At 65.3% G+C, this 16,758-nt stretch carries 16 protein-coding genes; 8 read left to right on the top strand and 8 right to left on the bottom strand.

The window, feature by feature from the left end; genetic code table 11:
- Window positions 1-37: 37 nt before the first annotated feature.
- Window positions 38-1,927 carry a DNA topoisomerase IV subunit B gene (gene parE / locus ISP20_RS08500; protein WP_204635612.1) on the top strand — a complete coding sequence of 630 codons (1,890 nt, stop codon included), beginning with the start codon at window positions 38-40 and terminating at the stop codon, window positions 1,925-1,927.
- A gap of 253 nt (window positions 1,928-2,180) precedes the next feature.
- Window positions 2,181-2,702, top strand: a complete 522-nt coding sequence (locus tag ISP20_RS08495) for a 3-hydroxyanthranilate 3,4-dioxygenase (protein ID WP_204635611.1) — start codon at window positions 2,181-2,183, stop codon at window positions 2,700-2,702.
- A gap of 6 nt (window positions 2,703-2,708) precedes the next feature.
- Here the strand turns inward: ISP20_RS08495 and ISP20_RS08490 are convergent, their stop codons facing one another.
- Complete coding sequence (locus ISP20_RS08490) at window positions 2,709-3,248, bottom strand: NUDIX hydrolase (RefSeq protein ID WP_204635610.1); 540 nt, start codon at window positions 3,246-3,248, stop codon at window positions 2,709-2,711.
- Between the two features lie 250 nt (window positions 3,249-3,498).
- Between ISP20_RS08490 and ISP20_RS08485 the strand changes: the two genes are divergently transcribed.
- Window positions 3,499-4,992: an APC family permease gene (locus tag ISP20_RS08485; protein ID WP_204635609.1), complete on the top strand. Its 1,494-nt coding sequence runs from the start codon at window positions 3,499-3,501 to the stop codon at window positions 4,990-4,992.
- A gap of 74 nt (window positions 4,993-5,066) precedes the next feature.
- A complete protein-coding gene (locus tag ISP20_RS08480; RefSeq protein ID WP_204635608.1) occupies window positions 5,067-6,509 on the top strand; it encodes an amino acid permease in 1,443 nt (480 codons plus the stop codon).
- Window positions 6,510-6,977: 468 nt separating this feature from the next.
- Here ISP20_RS08480 and ISP20_RS08475 read toward each other — a convergent pair whose 3' ends face one another.
- On the bottom strand, window positions 6,978-7,310 hold the full coding sequence (locus tag ISP20_RS08475; protein ID WP_204635607.1) for a high-potential iron-sulfur protein: 333 nt from the start codon (window positions 7,308-7,310) through the stop codon (window positions 6,978-6,980).
- A 162-nt stretch (window positions 7,311-7,472) separates the two neighbouring features.
- Between ISP20_RS08475 and ISP20_RS08470 the strand changes: the two genes are divergently transcribed.
- The 4 genes from ISP20_RS08470 to ISP20_RS08455 all read left to right on the top strand — a co-directional run bounded on the left by ISP20_RS08470 (window position 7,473) and on the right by ISP20_RS08455 (window position 10,545).
- Window positions 7,473-8,120, top strand: a complete 648-nt coding sequence (locus tag ISP20_RS08470; RefSeq protein WP_204635606.1) for a methylthioribulose 1-phosphate dehydratase — start codon at window positions 7,473-7,475, stop codon at window positions 8,118-8,120.
- Window positions 8,117-8,683, top strand: coding sequence for a 1,2-dihydroxy-3-keto-5-methylthiopentene dioxygenase (locus ISP20_RS08465; protein WP_204635605.1), 567 nt, complete (start codon window positions 8,117-8,119; stop codon window positions 8,681-8,683). Before ISP20_RS08470 ends, ISP20_RS08465 begins: the two co-directional genes overlap by 4 nt.
- Before the next feature lie 121 nt (window positions 8,684-8,804).
- Window positions 8,805-9,491, top strand: coding sequence for an acireductone synthase (gene mtnC / locus ISP20_RS08460; RefSeq protein WP_204635604.1), 687 nt, complete (start codon window positions 8,805-8,807; stop codon window positions 9,489-9,491).
- Between the two features lie 16 nt (window positions 9,492-9,507).
- A complete protein-coding gene (locus tag ISP20_RS08455) occupies window positions 9,508-10,545 on the top strand; it encodes a C13 family peptidase (protein WP_204635603.1) in 1,038 nt (345 codons plus the stop codon).
- Window positions 10,546-10,553: 8 nt separating this feature from the next.
- Here ISP20_RS08455 and ISP20_RS08450 read toward each other — a convergent pair whose 3' ends face one another.
- The 6 genes from ISP20_RS08450 to hisIE all read right to left on the bottom strand — a co-directional run bounded on the left by ISP20_RS08450 (window position 10,554) and on the right by hisIE (window position 16,732).
- A complete protein-coding gene (locus ISP20_RS08450; protein WP_204635602.1) occupies window positions 10,554-11,672 on the bottom strand; it encodes a sulfate/molybdate ABC transporter ATP-binding protein in 1,119 nt (372 codons plus the stop codon).
- Between the two features lie 9 nt (window positions 11,673-11,681).
- Window positions 11,682-12,545, bottom strand: coding sequence for a sulfate ABC transporter permease subunit CysW (cysW, locus tag ISP20_RS08445; protein WP_204635601.1), 864 nt, complete (start codon window positions 12,543-12,545; stop codon window positions 11,682-11,684).
- A complete protein-coding gene (gene cysT, locus ISP20_RS08440; RefSeq protein WP_204635600.1) occupies window positions 12,542-13,366 on the bottom strand; it encodes a sulfate ABC transporter permease subunit CysT in 825 nt (274 codons plus the stop codon). The genes cysW and cysT overlap by 4 nt, the downstream gene beginning before the upstream one ends.
- 4 nt (window positions 13,367-13,370) lie before the next feature.
- Window positions 13,371-14,372, bottom strand: a complete 1,002-nt coding sequence (locus ISP20_RS08435; protein WP_204635599.1) for a sulfate ABC transporter substrate-binding protein — start codon at window positions 14,370-14,372, stop codon at window positions 13,371-13,373.
- Between the two features lie 126 nt (window positions 14,373-14,498).
- On the bottom strand, window positions 14,499-15,893 hold the full coding sequence (locus tag ISP20_RS08430) for an FAD/NAD(P)-binding protein (RefSeq protein ID WP_204635598.1): 1,395 nt from the start codon (window positions 15,891-15,893) through the stop codon (window positions 14,499-14,501).
- Window positions 15,894-16,102: 209 nt separating this feature from the next.
- Window positions 16,103-16,732 (bottom strand): bifunctional phosphoribosyl-AMP cyclohydrolase/phosphoribosyl-ATP diphosphatase HisIE, encoded by a 630-nt coding sequence (gene hisIE, locus ISP20_RS08425; protein WP_204635597.1) that lies wholly within the window; start codon window positions 16,730-16,732, stop codon window positions 16,103-16,105.
- Between the last annotated feature and the right edge of the window lie 26 nt (window positions 16,733-16,758).

Below are 16,758 nucleotides of genomic sequence, written 5' to 3'. Positions count from 1 at the left end.
TCCTCCTCCGCTTACCCGAGCATCGACCCCGCACCCCATGAGCAGTCGCTACAACGCCGCCGACATTGAAGTCCTCTCTGGCCTTGACCCCGTCAAGCGCCGCCCGGGCATGTATACCGACACCTCGCGCCCGAACCACCTGGCGCAGGAAGTCATCGACAACTCGGTGGACGAGGCCATCTCCGGCCACGCCAAGACGCTGGACGTGATCGTCCATACCGACGGCTCGGTGGAAGTGAGCGACGACGGCCGCGGCATGCCGGTGGATATCCATCCGGAAGAAGGCGTGCCGGGTGTCGAGCTGATCCTCACCCGCCTGCACGCGGGCGGCAAATTCTCCGGCAAGAACTACAACTTCTCCGGTGGCCTGCACGGCGTGGGCGTGTCGGTGGTGAATGCACTTTCCAACCGCGTGGAAGTCACCATCCGCCGCGACGGCAACGAATACCGCATGGCGTTCGAGAACGGCGACCGCGCCAGCGATCTCGACATCATCGGCTCGGTGCCGAAGAAGAAGACCGGCACCACCGTGCGCTTCTGGGCCGACCCGAAATACTTCGACTCGCCGAAGATCTCGCTGTCGAAGTTGCGCCACCTGCTGCGCGCCAAGGCGGTGCTGTGCGCAGGCCTGAGCGTGAAGCTCACCGACGAGGCCACCGGCGAAGTCAATGAGTGGTACTACGAGGACGGCCTGCGCGATTACCTGCGCGACGAGCTGGACGGCGCCGAAGCGATTCCCGCCGAATTGTTCGTGCACCACATCCAGCGCGAGGCGGACGGCCTCGACGTCGCCCTCGCCTGGCTGCCGGAAGGCGAGCTGGTGCAGGAAAGCTACGTCAACCTGATTCCCACCGCGCAAGGCGGCACGCACGTGAACGGCCTGCGCTCGGGCCTCACCAATGCGATCCGCGAATTCTGCGACATCCGCAACCTGCTCCCGCGCGGCGTGAAGCTGGCGCCGGAAGACGTGTGGGAACGCCTCGCCTTCGTGCTGTCGACCAAGCTGCAGGATCCGCAGTTCGCCGGCCAGACCAAGGAGCGCCTGTCCTCGCGCAACGCCGCGGGCATGGTCGAGAACGTCATCCACGATGCTTTCAGCCTGTGGCTCAACCAGCATGTGGATCTGGGCGAACGCATCGCGCAGCTTGCCATCGAGCGCGCCAGCGCCCGCCTGAAGGCCGCCAAGCAAGTCGTCCGCAAGAAGATCACCCAGGGTCCCGCCCTGCCCGGCAAACTTGCTGACTGCACCGCCACCGACCTCACCCGCACCGAGCTGTTCCTGGTCGAGGGTGATTCGGCCGGCGGCAGTGCCAAGCAGGCGCGCGACAAGGAATTCCAGGCGATCCTTCCGCTGCGCGGCAAGATCCTGAATACCTGGGAAGTGGAATCGGGCTCTGTGCTGGCTTCGGAAGAAGTGCACAACCTCGCCGTGGCGATCGGTTGCGATCCGGGCAAGGACGATCTCTCCGGTCTGCGCTACGGCAAGGTGATCATCCTCGCCGACGCGGACTCCGACGGCCTGCATATCGCGACCCTGCTGAGCGCACTGTTCCTGCGCCACTTCCCGTCGCTGGTGCGCGAGGGCCATGTGTTCGTCGCCATGCCGCCGCTGTTCCGCGTCGACGTGGGCAAGCAGGTGTTCTATTGCCTGGACGAGAACGAGAAGAACGCGATGCTCGAACGCGTGCAGCGCGAGAAGATGAAGGGCCAGGTGAACACTACCCGCTTCAAGGGCCTGGGCGAGATGAATCCGCCGCAGTTGCGCGAGTCCACCATCCATCCGGATACACGCCGCCTGGTGCAGCTCACCGTGGACGGCGACGATGGCACGACCAAGCTGATGGATATGTTGCTGGCCAAGAAGCGCGCCAGCGACCGCAAGGCGTGGCTCGAGGAAAAGGGCGATCTGGCGACGCTCGAGGTTTGAGTCTTCTTGCTCCCTCTCCCCGCCGGGGTGAGGGGCGGGTGCTCGCGGGAACGTCTGCGCTTTTCTGTTGGAGCGCACTTGTGCGCGACAGCCACGCCTGGGTGTATCGCTCAGTCGGTTTGTCGCGCACAAGTGCGCTCCCACAAGGGTGTTTTACTTTGGTGCGCGTCGCCCGCGCAGCTACACCAAGAGACACCCTTTCCCAACCCATGCCACCGGCGCTATCTTCAACCTCTCTTGAGCCGGAGTCCCCATGGCCCTCACGCCTCCCATCGACCTGCAGCGCTGGATCGACGAGCATCGGCATTTGCTGAAGCCGCCGGTGGGCAACAAGTGCATCGTCGATGGCGACTTCATCGTGATGATCGTGGGCGGCCCGAATTCGCGCACCGATTTCCATTACGACGAAGGCCCGGAATTCTTCTACCAGCTCGAAGGCGAGATGGTGCTGAAGGTGCAGGATGAAGGCGCGGCGCGCGACATTCCCATCCGTGCCGGCCAGATGTTCTATCTGCCGCCCTGCGTGCCGCATTCGCCGCAACGGATGCCCGACTCCATCGGGCTGGTGATCGAGCGCCGCCGCCTGGCCGGCGAGAAAGACGGCTTGATGTGGTATTGCGAGCGCTGCAATCACAAGCTGTACGAGGAGTACTTCACCCTCGACAGCATCGAGCGCGACTTTCCGCCGGTATTCGAACGGTTCTACCGCTCGATCGACGCGCGTACCTGCGTCGAGTGCGGGCACTTGAACCCAGCGCCCGCCAAGTACGCCTGAATCATTTCAGCGGGGGCTGCGCCGCAGCCACTTGACTGCCATGCGCCGCAGCGATGCGTCGCTGCCCGGATCGTCGGCGATCTCCCGAATGGAACGCCACGCGAGCGCCAGCGATTCCTCGTTGATCTCGAACGCCTCGTTCGATCCCGCGCGCACCACGTAACGCACATCGTAGTGCCAGTGCTCGGGCTCATGACCGCGCGCAGGAATGCGATGGCGATCCAGATCGAACGGTTCGGCGTCCACGCTCAGGCCGGTGAGGCCGGACTCTTCTTCCGCCTCGCGCAAGGCGACGCGCGACAGCTCCATGTCGCCGTCCGCATGACCGCCCAGCTGCAGCCAGCGCTGCAGTTTGCGGTGATGGGTCAACAACACGCGCTCGCCGTCCGCGCTGACCAGCCAGGCCGATCCGGTGAAATGCCCTTCCAGCGCCGCGCGCAGGAACACCCGCGGGCCCTCTTCCAGGAATGCCTCGAAATGCGTGGTGTCGTGCTCATCGGGCCACTGCTGGCGGTAATGCTGAAACTGGGCAAGCAATTCGCTCATCGGCGATCCCTGACAGTCGAAAACAGCTCGCGCGCTGCGGCGCGAGGGGCCGCATTATTTCAGACGCGGCCGAGACTGGCGCGGCCCGGCCGTGGTTTCCGGGCCGCCCGCAGTGCAGCTTGTCCCCCCAAGCCCCGCTGGGCTATGGTTCCGTGTCGTCGCAGGGGAAGCGGCGTAGAAGGCCATGGCGAAAGTCACGGTGTCGCACTTTTTTCATAAGAAACGAAAAATCCGGCGGTAGGGGAGAAACATGCTGAAAAACCTGTTCGCGACGCATCCGATCGAAGCGTCGCCACACGTTGACGCGGGCGAACTGCCCCACGACGGCCTGCAAGGCGAAACCAGCCTCAAGCGCGTGCTGACCGCGCGCCACCTGGTGATGCTCGGCATCGGCGCAGTGATCGGCGCCGGCATCTTCGTCATCACCGGCCAGGCCGCCGCCGAGCACGCCGGCCCTGCCCTGGTCATCAGCTTCATCGTCGCCGGCATCGCCTGCGCGTTTGCCGGCCTGTGCTACGCCGAATTCGCCGCGATGATCCCGGTCTCGGGCAGCGCCTACGCCTATTCCTACGCCACGCTGGGCGAGATCGTCGCCTGGTTCATCGGTTGGAACCTGGTGCTCGAATACCTGTTCGCGGTTGCCACGGTGGCCGCCAGCTGGTCGGGTTATTTCAACGAGTGTCTTTCCATCCTCGGCCATTGGACCGGGATGGCGCTGACCCTGCCCGACTATCTGTCGACGGCGCCGCTGAAGTACACCGACACGCACCAGATCGTGACGACCGGCGCGCTGATCAATCTGCCGGCGGTACTGATCGTCGCCGGGCTCACCTGGTTGTGCTACGTGGGCATCACCCAGTCGACCTTCGTCAACTCGGTGATCGTGGCGATCAAGGTGCTGGTGATTGCGCTGTTCCTGATCTTCGCGTTCCGCTACATCGATCCAGCCAACTGGCATCCGTTCATCCCGAAGGAAGAGGCGCCGGGCCGTTTCGGTACCAGCGGCATCTTCCGCGCCGCCGTGCTGGTGTTCTTCTCCTACGTGGGCTTCGACGCCGTGTCCACTGCCGCGGGCGAAGCGAAGAACCCGCAGCGCGACATGCCGATCGGCATTCTCGGCTCGCTGGCGATCTGCACCGTGCTGTACATCGCGATGGCGCTGACGCTCACCGGCATCGCGCCGTACCACCTGCTGGGCACGCCCGAGCCGATGGCCACGGCACTGAATCTCTATCCGCAGCTGACCTGGCTGAAGGCCATCGTTTCCTTCGGTGCGCTGGCAGGCCTGTCGTCGGTGATCCTGGTGATGTTGTTGGGCACCTCGCGCATCTTCTTCAGCATGGCGAAGGATGGCCTGCTGCCCAAGGGCATGTCCGGTGTGCACGCCAAGCACCGCACGCCGCACGTGGCCACGATCATCGCCGGCGTCGCCGCGCTGGTGCTTGCCGGCCTGTTCCCGGTGAGCATCCTGGGCGAGCTGGTGTCGATGGGCACCTTGCTGGCCTTCACCACCGTGTGCATCGGCGTGCTGATCCTGCGCTATACCCGCCCCGACCTGCCGCGCTCGTTCCGCGTGCCGGGCATCTGGGTGGTGAGCATTCTTGGCGCGGTGATCTGCCTGTATCTGTTCTGGCAGTCGTTCCGCGCCAACTGGCCGCTCATGCTGGGCTGGACCGCCATCGGCATGCTGATCTATTTCCTCTATGGGTATTCCCATAGCAAACTGCGCAAGCACAACTCCTGATCCGACACGAAGGGCCGGCCGAGCGCCGGCCCTTCGTTTTGATTTCCGCGCCTCCCGTTGCACCAGGCCGTCGCATGCTCAAACAGCTATTCGCACGTAAAACCGATTTCTCCGACGCGGACGACGCGTCCCACGGCCCTACCCTGCGCCGTACGCTCGGCCCCTGGGGCATCACCGCGCTGGGTATCGGCGCGGTCATCGGCACCGGCATCTTCGTGGTTACCGGCCAGGCCGCCGCCGAACATGCCGGTCCGGCGGTCCTGCTCTCCTTCATGATCGCGGCGCTGTGCAGTGGCTTCACTGCGTTGTGCTACGCCGAATTCGCCACGCTGATCCCGGTCTCGGGCAGTTCCTATTCCTATGCGTACGCCACGCTGGGCGAACTGCTGGCCTGGTTCATCGGCTGGAACATGGTGCTGGAATACGGCATCTCCGCGTCCGCCGTCGCCGCCAGTTGGACCGGCTATTTCACCAGCATGCTCGATCAGGTCGGCATCCATCTGCCCGTCTCGCTGACTGAAGCGCCGCTGGCCTTCACCGATGGGCACCTGGTCACCACCGGGCACATGATGAACCTGCCCGCCGTGGCGATCGTGCTGGCGCTGACCTGGCTGTGCTACGTCGGCATCCGCGAGTCGGCGGGCCTCAACGTGTTGATGGTGGCGCTCAAGGTCGGCCTGATCATCGTGGTGGTGGTGGCCGGTTACCGCTACGTCGATCCGGCCAACTGGCATCCGTTCATTCCCGCCAACGAGGCGCCGGGCAAATACGGCTGGTCCGGCATCATGCGCGGCGCGGCGATGGTGTTCTTCGCCTATATCGGTTTCGAGGCCACCTCCACGGCGGCGCAGGAATGCAAGAACCCGCAGCGCGACCTGCCGTTCGGCACGCTGGTCTCGCTGGTGATCTGCACGATCCTGTATCTGGCCATGGCGGCCGTGCTGACCGGCCTGATTCCCTATACCGAGCTGGGCACCAGCGAACCGGTGGTCACCGCCATCAAGAACCACCCGCAGCTGATCTGGTTGCGCTGGGTGGTGGAAATCGGCGCGATGATCGGCCTGTCGTCGGTGATCCTGGTGATGATCATCGCGCAGCCGCGCATCTTCATGATCATGTCGCGCGACGGCCTGCTGCCGCCGGTGTTCAACCGCATCCATCCCAAGCACCGCACGCCGCACATCAACACGGTGATCACCGGCATCGGCATTGCCATTCTCGCCGCGGTGTTCCCGTTGGACCTGCTCGCCGACCTCACCTCGATGGGCACGCTGATCGCCTTCGTGGCGGTCTGCGCGGGCGTGTTGATCCTGCGCTATACGGCGCCGGAGCTGCATCGCGGCTTCCGCGTGCCGTGGGCCTGGGTGATCTGCCCGGCCGGCGTGCTCAGCTGCCTGGCACTGCTGGGCGCCATGGCCTGGTTCAATTGGCTGTTGATGATCATATGGACCGTGATCGGCCTGGCCATCTACTTCGGTTACGGCATCCGCCACAGCCGCCTTCGCAGCCAATCCTGAAGGCTTTGGGGACTTGGCGGCGATCTGCCGCCAACGTCGCCGAAAATGCAAAAAGCCACACCACACGCCTGGGGAAGGAATCCTCCTTCCCGGGCGATCATTCGTGAGGCCTGGTCTTTAATAATTCAGCAAGTACTTGTTTTTAAACGTTTTAACGAGACTTTTTCAAGAAAATTTTCGGGCTCGCCGGTCCCAAAATGCCCCGCCAGGAGTATCATTTGTCCTCCGTGGGTTGATCACTTGGCAGTGGGCCCCGGATTGCCGCCCGGCGCGTCAGGCGGGTCAGCTCCTCGGCCTGACGCGTCTGGGCAGCATCTTCTCTCTCACCGAGTTCTTCGGTTCGAGTTTCTCTCCATGTGCACGCAAACACCGACGCATCGCGCGTGATCGCGTGCGTGACGATGGCGTCATGGGCAAAAGAAAAGCCGGCATCGAGGCCGGCTTTCCATCACGCGATGCGTGCAACGATCAGGCTTTCTTGGGCGCGTGCGACACGCACCAGCCCTTCGCGTTCACGGCCTTGCCGGGGAACAGCTGGCACGGACCGTAACCCGTCGGCGCACCGGAATAGAATTGGCAGTTGGAACACACGTCGCCGGCCTTGCGCTTCGCATCGGTCGACTTGTTGGCGTCTTCGACGTAACCGAGCGCCTTGGCGGTCGGATCGGAATCAGCCAGGTGCGGCAAATCGGCAGCACGCGATACGCGCGGCAAACTGCCGATCATGGCAGCGGCCACCGCCGTCCCGGCTGCTGCCTTGAGAAAACGGCGACGCGATTCGATATCTTTCTCATGCGACATGGGTCCAACCTCCGTCTTGAAACATTCATATTCGCCACACCCGCGACGAACCTCCGGCCATGCTACTAGCGCCCGCGATAAGTCGTGAGAATGGATCGCATTTTCGGCATGTGAGAGAAATCCGCGTGGTATAGTGTCAACTCATTTGGACGTCCATACATCATGAGCCAGGTTCTTCCCGAAAGCATTTCGCCCGCGCTGTTCGCCGAGCGTTCCGACGCCATCGCCGATGCCGCGCGCGAACTTGCGGCCGCCGGCTGGACGCCCGCCACCAGCAGCAATTTCTCGATGCGCGTCGATGGCGAGCACGCCGCGATCACCATCTCGGGGCGCGACAAGGGCAAGCTCGGTCGCGACGACATCATGCTGATCGACATGCAGGGCAAGGCGGTGGGCACCAGCGCGCGCCCCAGCGCCGAAACCGACCTGCACACGCAGGTCTACCGCCGCTTCCCCGAGATCAACGTGGTGCTGCACACGCATTCGCGCACGCAGAGCGTGGCCTCGCGCCTGTTCGCCCGCGAAGGCGTGGTGAAGCTGGAAGGCTGGGAGCTGCAGAAGGCCATCGCCGGCCAGACCACGCACGACGCCGAACTGTCGATCCCGGTGTTTCCCAATACCCAGCACATGCCGGAACTGGTCGCCCAGGTCGAGGCATGGCTGGACAGCGGGCGCCCGCTGCACGCCTATCTGATCAACGGCCACGGCATCTACACCTGGGGCCGCGACATGGCCGAGACGCGCCGCCACCTGGAGGCGCTGGAATTCCTGCTCGCCTGCGAACTCGACCTGAGGAGCCTATCCGCATGAGCCGCCTGCGCATTTTCAGCGATACCCAACCCCAGACGCCGCTCTCGGTGCACAACGAGCACGCGGACATCTCGCACGAGCTGTCGAAGATCGGCGTGCGCTTCGAGCAGTGGGAAGCGAACCAGCCGATCGCGCCCGGCGCCAGCCAGGACGAAGTGATCGCCGCCTATCGCAGCGACATCGATCGCCTGATGGCCGAACAGGGCTACCAGGCGGTCGACGTGATCAGCCTCAAGCCGGACCATCCGGACCGCGCCACGCTGCGGCAGAAGTTCCTCAGCGAGCACACCCACAGCGAGGACGAGGTGCGTTTCTTCGTCGCCGGTGCCGGCCAGTTCACCCTGCACGTGAACGGCAAGGTGTACGACATATTGTGCGAGCAAGGCGACCTGATCGGCGTGCCGGACGGCACCCGCCACTGGTTCGACATGAGCGAATCGCCCTACTTCGTGGCCATTCGCCTGTTCACCAACAAGGAAGGCTGGGTGGCACAGTTCACCGGCGAGGATATCGCCCAGCAGTTCCCCCGCATGACGCCGCACGAATCGGCGACCGTCGCCTGACGGCGCCGTAGCGGCCGGTCCCGGCCGCACGGGTGAACGGCGTCATGCCGCGAAAGGCCGGCGCTCGCCGGGGGAGCCGGCGCCCGGTAAGCTGGTAGCCCCTGTATTCCGGCTTTCCCGCATGACCGTCATCCGCACCATCGTCACCGATATCGAAGGCACCACCAGCTCGATCAGCTTCGTCAAGGACGTACTTTTTCCGTACGCCTATAAGCGGCTGCCCGCCTTCATCGAGACGCATGGCGACAAGCCCGAGGTGCAGCACTGGCTGCACGAGGCGGCCAAAGAGGAAGGCATCGTCGAGGCCCCGCGCCAGGAAGTGATCGAGCTGCTGCTGCACTGGATCCGCGAAGACCGCAAGTCCACCGCGCTCAAGGCGCTGCAGGGCATGATCTGGCAGGAAGGCTACGAGGGCGGCGACTACCAGGCGCACGTTTATCCGGAAGTGTCGGCCGCGCTGCACGCCTGGCGCGCCGATGGCCTGCACCTGTACGTGTATTCCTCCGGCTCGGTGCCGGCGCAGAAGCTGTTCTTCCGTTACAGCGACGCGGGCGACCTGACCCCGATGTTCTCGGGCTACTTCGACACCGAGACCGGTCCCAAGCGCGAGCGCCGCTCCTACGAGCTGATTGCCGAAGCCATCGGCGAGCAGCCGGCGCACATCCTGTTCCTCTCCGACATCGTGGAAGAACTCGACGCCGCCCGCGACGCCGGCTTGCGCACGGGCTGGCTGTTGCGCGAGCCGCTGGAGATGCCCGACGCTCCGCGCCATCCCGCGTATCGCTCGTTCGACGACATCGTTCTCTGACCCCCGGGCTCCCGCCATGCGTACTGCCTTGATCGCCCTGCTCGCCTTCGCAGCCGGCGTACTGCTCATGCTCGGGCTATCGCGCCATGCGACCAGCCCGCCAGCTGCGGAGACGGGCCACCAGGTCGCGGCAACGGCTATCGCGCCGGCACCGGCCAGCAGCGCAAGCGTCGCCGGCACTGACGACGACAACTCGGCGAGCGACAACTGGCCGCAGCAGGCGCCCTCGCCCGAGCAGGTGATGTATTCGCAGCGCACGATGGTGCAGAAGGCGCTGGCCGAACTCGGCCCGCGCACGTCCGGGCGCCCCAACCTCTATGTCGTGGCGTTTGGTGGCGACGGCGGCGAAGACGTGTTCCGCAACGAAGCCGAGTACGCCGCGAAAATGTTCCCGCAGCGCTTCGGTGCCGACACGCACGTGATGGTGCTGGAGAACAATCCCGGCTCGCTGGACAAACATCCGCTGGCCTCGTGGAGCAACCTGGAAGCCACCCTCGACGGCCTCGCCAACCTGATGAAGCCGGACGAAGACATCCTGCTGCTCTACCTCACCACGCACGGCGACGAGGACCACAACCTGCTGGTGGACATGGACCCGTTGCCGCTGGACCAGATCGGCGCCACGGATCTGTCCGACATCCTCAACAAGCGCCCGTTCAAGTGGAAGGTGGTGGTGGTCAATGCCTGCTATTCCGGCGGCTTCGTACCGCCGCTGCAAGGCGCGGGCACGCTGGTCATCACGGCGGCACGGGCGGATCGCAGCTCGTTCGGCTGTGGCTCGGATTCCGATATCACCTACTTCGGACGCGCCTGGCTGGTCGATGGACTCAACCACACGCCGGACTTCATGGAAGCCTTCCGCCAGGCTTCCGCTGAAATCGCCCAGTGGGAAGCAAAGGACAAGCTGACCCCATCGGAGCCGCAGATGAACGTGGGTGCAGGCATCGCCGCGCAGCTCGCCCAGTGGCGCAAGCACGTCACGCCGGGCCCTGCGGTAGCGTTCAAACCCGCGTCGCCGACCGCCGTGCTGGATCGTCCGTCCGGCTCACACTGAGCAAGGCGTCACGCGGGAACCGGACTGCGTGCCTGCCAGATCCAGCGTTCCGCGCTGAGCGGCCGGCCGTCGCGATCCAGCGGGAACAGGATCGCGCCACGCGGTGCCACGCGTAATTCCATGCCCGCCTGCAGGCCGAGCCGCGAAAGGTCTTCGCTGGCGATATCCGCTTCCAGCGAGAGATCGAGCGAGGCGACGTGAAGGTCCAGATGCGCCACGCTGCCGGCCAGGTAGATATGGCGCAGGCGTGCCTCCCAGGCGGGCTGCGAAGCCGGCGCCGCCAGGCGCAACTGCTCCGGCCGCACATACACGATCGCTTCGCTGAAACGTCCCTGCCAGGGATCGAACTCCGGCGTCCATGCACCCGCCGCAAAACCCTGGCTGCCGCGCTTCACGTTGAACCGGTTCACCTTGCCGATGAACTCGCAGACGAACGGCGTCGCCGGCTGCTGATAGATGACCTCGGGCGTGCCGACCTGTTCGATGCGCCCCTGGTTCATCACGGCCACGCGGTCGGCCAGTTCCAGCGCTTCTTCCTGGTCATGCGTGACGAACACGGTGGTGAGTTCGAGTTCCTCGTGCAGCTGGCGCAACCAGCGGCGCAAGGTCACCCGCACTTGTGCGTCGAGCGCACCGAACGGTTCGTCCAGCAGCAGCATGTCCGGCTCCACCGCCAGCGCGCGGGCCAGCGCCACGCGTTGCCGCTGGCCGCCCGAGAGCTGGGCCGGAAACCGCTTGCCCAACCCTTCCAGTTGCACGCGCCGCAGCAGGCGATCCACCCGCGCGCGAATCTCGCCACGCGACGGACGCGACCGCCACGGCCGCACCCGCAGGCCAAAGGCGATGTTCTCGATCACCGTGAGGTGACGGAACAGCGCGTAGTGCTGGAACACCATGCCGATCCGCCGCTCGCGGGCTGGCTGGGCCAGAAAGTTCTCGCCGTCGTTGAGCACGCTGCCGCTGTCGGGATAGTCCAGTCCCGCGAGGATGCGCAGCAGCGTGGTCTTGCCCGAGCCGGACGGCCCGAGCAAGGCGAGAAATTCGCCCGGCGCGATGCTCAGGCTCACATCGTCCAAGGCCTGGAAGCCGGCGAAACGACGATGGAGGCGGGATAGTTCAAGCGTCATGCCGCACCCTCAATGGCCACCGGGCGCATGCGCGGCGATCTCGTCGCCGTAGCGCCATTCCAGCAGGGATTTCACCGCCAGCGTCACCAGCGCCAACAGCGCCAGCAGCGACGCGACCGCGAAGGCGCCCACGTATTCGTATTCGTTGTAACGCATTTCCACTTCCAGCGGCATGGTGGTGGTCAATCCACGGATATGGCCGGACACCACCGAGACCGCGCCAAACTCGCCCATCGCGCGCGCATTGCACAACAGCACGCCATACAGCAGCGCCCAGCGGATATTGGGCAGGGTGACGCGGAAAAACATCTGCCAGGCACTGGCACCAAGCACGCGCGCGGCTTCTTCTTCCTCGCTGCCCTGCGCCTGCATCAGCGGAATCAGTTCGCGGGCGACGAACGGCAGCGTGACGAAGATGGTGGCCAGCACCAGCGCGGGCACCGCGAAGATGATCTTGATGCCATGGCTGTCCAGCCAGGGACCAAACCAGCCCTGTGCGCCGAACAGCAACACATAGACCAGGCCAGAAACCACCGGCGAGACCGAGAACGGCAGGTCGATGAGGGCGCCGAGCAGCGCCTTGCCGCGAAACTGGAACCGCGTCATCGCCCACGCGGCGGCGATGCCGAACAGCACATTCAACGGCACCGCCAGCACCGCGACCAGCAGCGTGAGCTTGATCGCGGACAGCGCTTCGGGCTGCCTGATGGAATCGAGATAAGGCGCCACGCCCTGGCGAAACGCTTCGACGAATACCGTGGCCAGCGGCATGACCAGGAACAGCAACAGGAAAACCAGCGCCAGTGCGATCAGCACGGCATGCAGCACGCGGCGCGGCCAGGCCACAGGGCGGGAACGCAGCGGCACGGTCATGTCGCACGCTCCTGCCAGCGATGGCTCCAGCGTTGCAGGAACGCCACCAGCACCAGCAACACGAACGATATCGACAACATCGCCACGCCCAACGCTGCCGCACCGGCGTAGTCGAATTGTTCCAGCTTCTGCACGATCAGCAGAGGCGCAATTTCCGAGTGCATGGGAATGTTGCCGGCAATGAAGATCACCGAGCCGTACTCGCCCACCGCACGCGCCAGCGCCAGCGCGAAACCGGTCAGGAGGGTCGGCGCCAGCATCGGCAGGATCACCCGGAAGAACGTCTGCCAGCGCTGTGCGCCCAGGCTTTCGGCGGCCTCTTCCACATCCAGTTCCAGCGAGGAAAGCACCGGCTGCAGGGTGCGCACCACGAAGGGGAAACCCACGAACACCATCGCCACGAACACGCCCAGCGGCGTATAGGCGACCTTGATGCCCAGGGGTTCCAGCCACTGCCCGAGCCAGCCGTTGGGTGCGTACAACGTGGTAAGCGCAATGCCGGCCACCGCGGTGGGCAAGGCGAACGGAAGATCCACCAGCGCATCGAACAGGCGACGCCCCGGAAAGCGGTAGCGCACCAACACCCAACCCACCAACAGGCCGATCACCACGTTGATCAGCGCCGCCACTACCGCACCGCCCACACTCAGGCGCAACGCGGCCAGGGTGCGCGGCGCCGACAGCAGCCGGATCAAGCCTTCGAAACCGATCCCGGTGGCCTTCCAGGCGAGCGCTGCCAGAGGCAGCAACACGATCAGGCCGAGATACGCCAGCGCGACACCAAGGCTGATGCCGAATCCCGGTAGTACGCGCTTGCTCATCGCGTCAGCTGCCTACGCCTAGCTGGTCGAACACGGCGCCGTCGTTGAAGAATTTCGCCTGGGCCTTGCGCCAGTCGCCGAACAATTCAGCGAGCGTGAACGTATGCACGACCGGGAACTGGCTGGCATAACGCGCCGCTACATCCGATGCGCGCGGACGGTAGAAATTCTTCGCGGCGATGTCCTGCCCCTGCGGCGAGTAGAGGAATTCCACATACGCCTGCGCCACGGCACGGGTGCCGTGCTTGTCGACATTGCTGTCCACCACCGCCACCGGCGGCTCGGCCACGATGGTGACGGACGGCACCACGATCTCGAACGCGTTGTTGCCCAGTTGGCGCTGCGCCAACAAGGCTTCGTTCTCCCAGGCGATCAGCACGTCGCCGATGCCGCGCTGCACGAAGGTGTTGGTGGCGCCGCGCGCGCCGGTATCGAGCACGGGCACGTGCTTGAACAGCTCGCTCACGTACGCCTTGGCGGTGGCGTCACTGCCGCCGGGCTGCTTCAGCGCATAGCCCCAGGCCGCCAGAAAATTCCAGCGCGCGCCGCCCGAGGACTTGGGATTGGGTGTCACCACCTGCACGCCCGGACGCACCAGATCGGCCCAGTCCTTGATGCCCTTGGGATTGCCCTTGCGCACCAGGAACACGATGGTCGAGGTGTACGGCGTGGCGTTGTTCGGCAACTTCGTCTGCCAGTCCTTGGCCAGCAGGCCATGATCGGCGATCGCGTCGATATCGTAGGCCAGTGCCAGGGTCACCACGTCGGCGGACAGTCCGTCCACCACCGAACGCGCCTGCTTGCCCGAACCGCCATGCGACATCTGGATGGTGACGGTGTCGCTGTGCTGGGCCTTCCATTGCGCCGCGAACGCCGTGTTGATCTGCCGGTACAGCTCGCGCGTGGGGTCGTAGGAGACGTTGAGCAGCGAGACATCCTTGGCGGCGACGGCGGCCGTCAGCACGACGCCGGCGGCGGCGAGCAGTACGAGGATGAACTTCTTCATGAGGCCTCCTGCGGAACGTTGAGACGGCAGACTAGCGGTGACCCGCGGACAGGCGAAATCGCAATATGGCATATCTTCATGGCGCGGCCTTGCGCAATATCAGCGCAGGGCATGCCACTTTGCGCTCTAGGGCAACTCGCTTGCGCTTTCGCGGGCCACGGATTGCTCTGACAAATGAATGGCCAGACGATGGGCCGCGGCGCGGATTTCCGGCATCGCGGTGCACTCCCACAGGTTGCCGCGCAACAGCGAACCGATCGCATAGAGCCCCTGCTGCGGCCGGCCATCGGCCTGCGTGAGCTGTCCATCGGCCCGCGCCAGCACGCCCAGTTGCAGCGGGTCGGCGGTGGCCAGGCCATCGCGCAGCAACTGGGATAGCAGGTCGTGTGCGCCGTAGGCCACGGCCGTATCCAGTCCCGTCGCCTGGATCACCAGATCGGCTTCCAGTGCGCTGACCAGCTGGGTGGCGCGCTCGCGCAGCGTCACCTGCAGCGGTGCCGAGCCGTCGACATCGAGCACGCGCGCCGCAAGTATTTGCAGGCGCCCTTCCTCGTGCAGCTGGTAGATCGCCTCGCCGGTGGCCGGCGCCATCCGATGACGCGCCGCCTCCCACACCCATCGCGCATGCCGCAGGAACTGCCGGCGACGCGCATGGCTGAGTTGTTGCCAGAGCGTCGCATTGATCGGTCGCATGCCGTCGATGACGCTGCGCCAATCGGTGTCGCCGGCGTCATCCAGGGCACGGCGGACCAGGCGGAACATCGCCGCCGGGCCATTGCTGGCCAGCAACGCCCGATTGAGCGCGTCCTGCCGCGCATACGGCGCCAACGGCAAGGCCGAATGATGGAACGGCAGCAGTCCGTGGCGCGACACCGCCACCAGTTCCGCATGCGGCCATTTCACCGCCGCCGACAGCAGCGTGTCCACGGCGGTCAGGCCGGTACCGATCACCATCACACGGCGCGGCGCCTGCGGGTGCCGATCCAGCCGCCACGGATCGAGTTCGTACGCGCCGCTCGCCAGCGCGGTGGTGGATACCGTGCGCAGCGGCCGTTGCGCCAACGCGCCCACCGCCAATACCACGTGCCCGACTTCCAGCCAGCGGTCCGCGCCCACGCGAATCGCATGGCCGCCCTCGCCGCGCGAAACGATTTCGCGCGCGCTTTCCGGATGAATGCGGAAGCTGCGCCCGGCGCGGCGCGCCGCATCGATGCGCGCGCCCACCTGGGCCTGGATGAAATCGCCGAACAGGCGGCGCGGCAGGAAATCCGTGCCCTTCACCTGGCCCAGTTGGCGCGACGCGTGCTGCAGGAAATCCTCGGCATGTTCCTGGAACACGCCCATCGCCGCCGCACGCACGTTCAACAAGTGCTGGTTGTCGCTGGTGGCATAGGCCACGCCGCGCCCCGGCGCATGCTGGCCCACGATCCAATGCACCGTGCCGCCGTCGAACCGCGCCAGCAGTTCGCCGAACGCCGCCGCACCCGCTGCGCCACCACCGATCACTGCCACATCAGCCATAACGCGATCCTCGAACGGGACACGGAACCCTTGCGATCTGCCGATGACAGGTCACTACGCGTTGCGTCCCTTGGAAAGAAACCCCGGGTGAAAATCGCCTTCACATCCCAAGGCGTGCAGTCGGCCTGCGCTGGAAACAAGAAATCACAGGCGCCGTTAAGGGCGCGCTAGCCGTCCGTGCCGTTGTGGCGCGGCTCATTCCCGAAGGGTTATGACGAGCGGCTCGCGCCATGGCGTTTCGCAAGAACCGCCGCAACGTCGGCGAGCCCCAGACCGCGAGCGCGCAATGCCACCGTGAGGTGGTAGACCAGATCGGCGGCTTCGCCCAGCAACGCTTCGTCGTCTTGCGCCACGGCCGCCAGCGCCGTCTCGACACCTTCTTCGCCCACCTTCTGCGCCATGCGCCGGATGCCGCCTTCGAACAGCTGGGTGGTATAGCTGCCGGCCGGGCGCTGTTCGTGTCGCTGTGCAATCAGCGCGTCCAGTTCCGCAAGGAAACCGAGCGGCGGTTGCACCGCATCGCCGAAGCAGCTGCGCGTGCCGGTGTGGCAGGTCGGCCCGTGCGGTTCGGCCTGCACCAGCAAGGTGTCCGCGTCGCAATCCATGCGCGCGGACTTCAGCACCAGCACATGTCCGGACGTCTCGCCCTTCATCCACAAGCGCTGCTTGCTGCGGCTGAAGAAGGTCACGTGGCCGCTGCTTTGGGTGGCGGCCAGCGCCTCGGCATTCATGTAGCCCAGCATCAATACCTCGCCGGTGAGCCAGTGCTGCACGATCACCGGCAGCAGGCCATCGCCCTTGGGCCAGTCGAGTCGTGCGGGATCGAGCGTGGAATTCATGGTGGCTACCGATCGGTTATGAGTAG

The sequence above is a fragment of the Dyella kyungheensis genome, assembly GCF_016905005.1.
Lineage (GTDB): Bacteria > Pseudomonadota > Gammaproteobacteria > Xanthomonadales > Rhodanobacteraceae > Dyella > Dyella kyungheensis.
The sequence above is the reverse complement of the archived record's forward strand: the minus strand, read 5'-3'. Positions and strand labels throughout refer to the sequence as shown.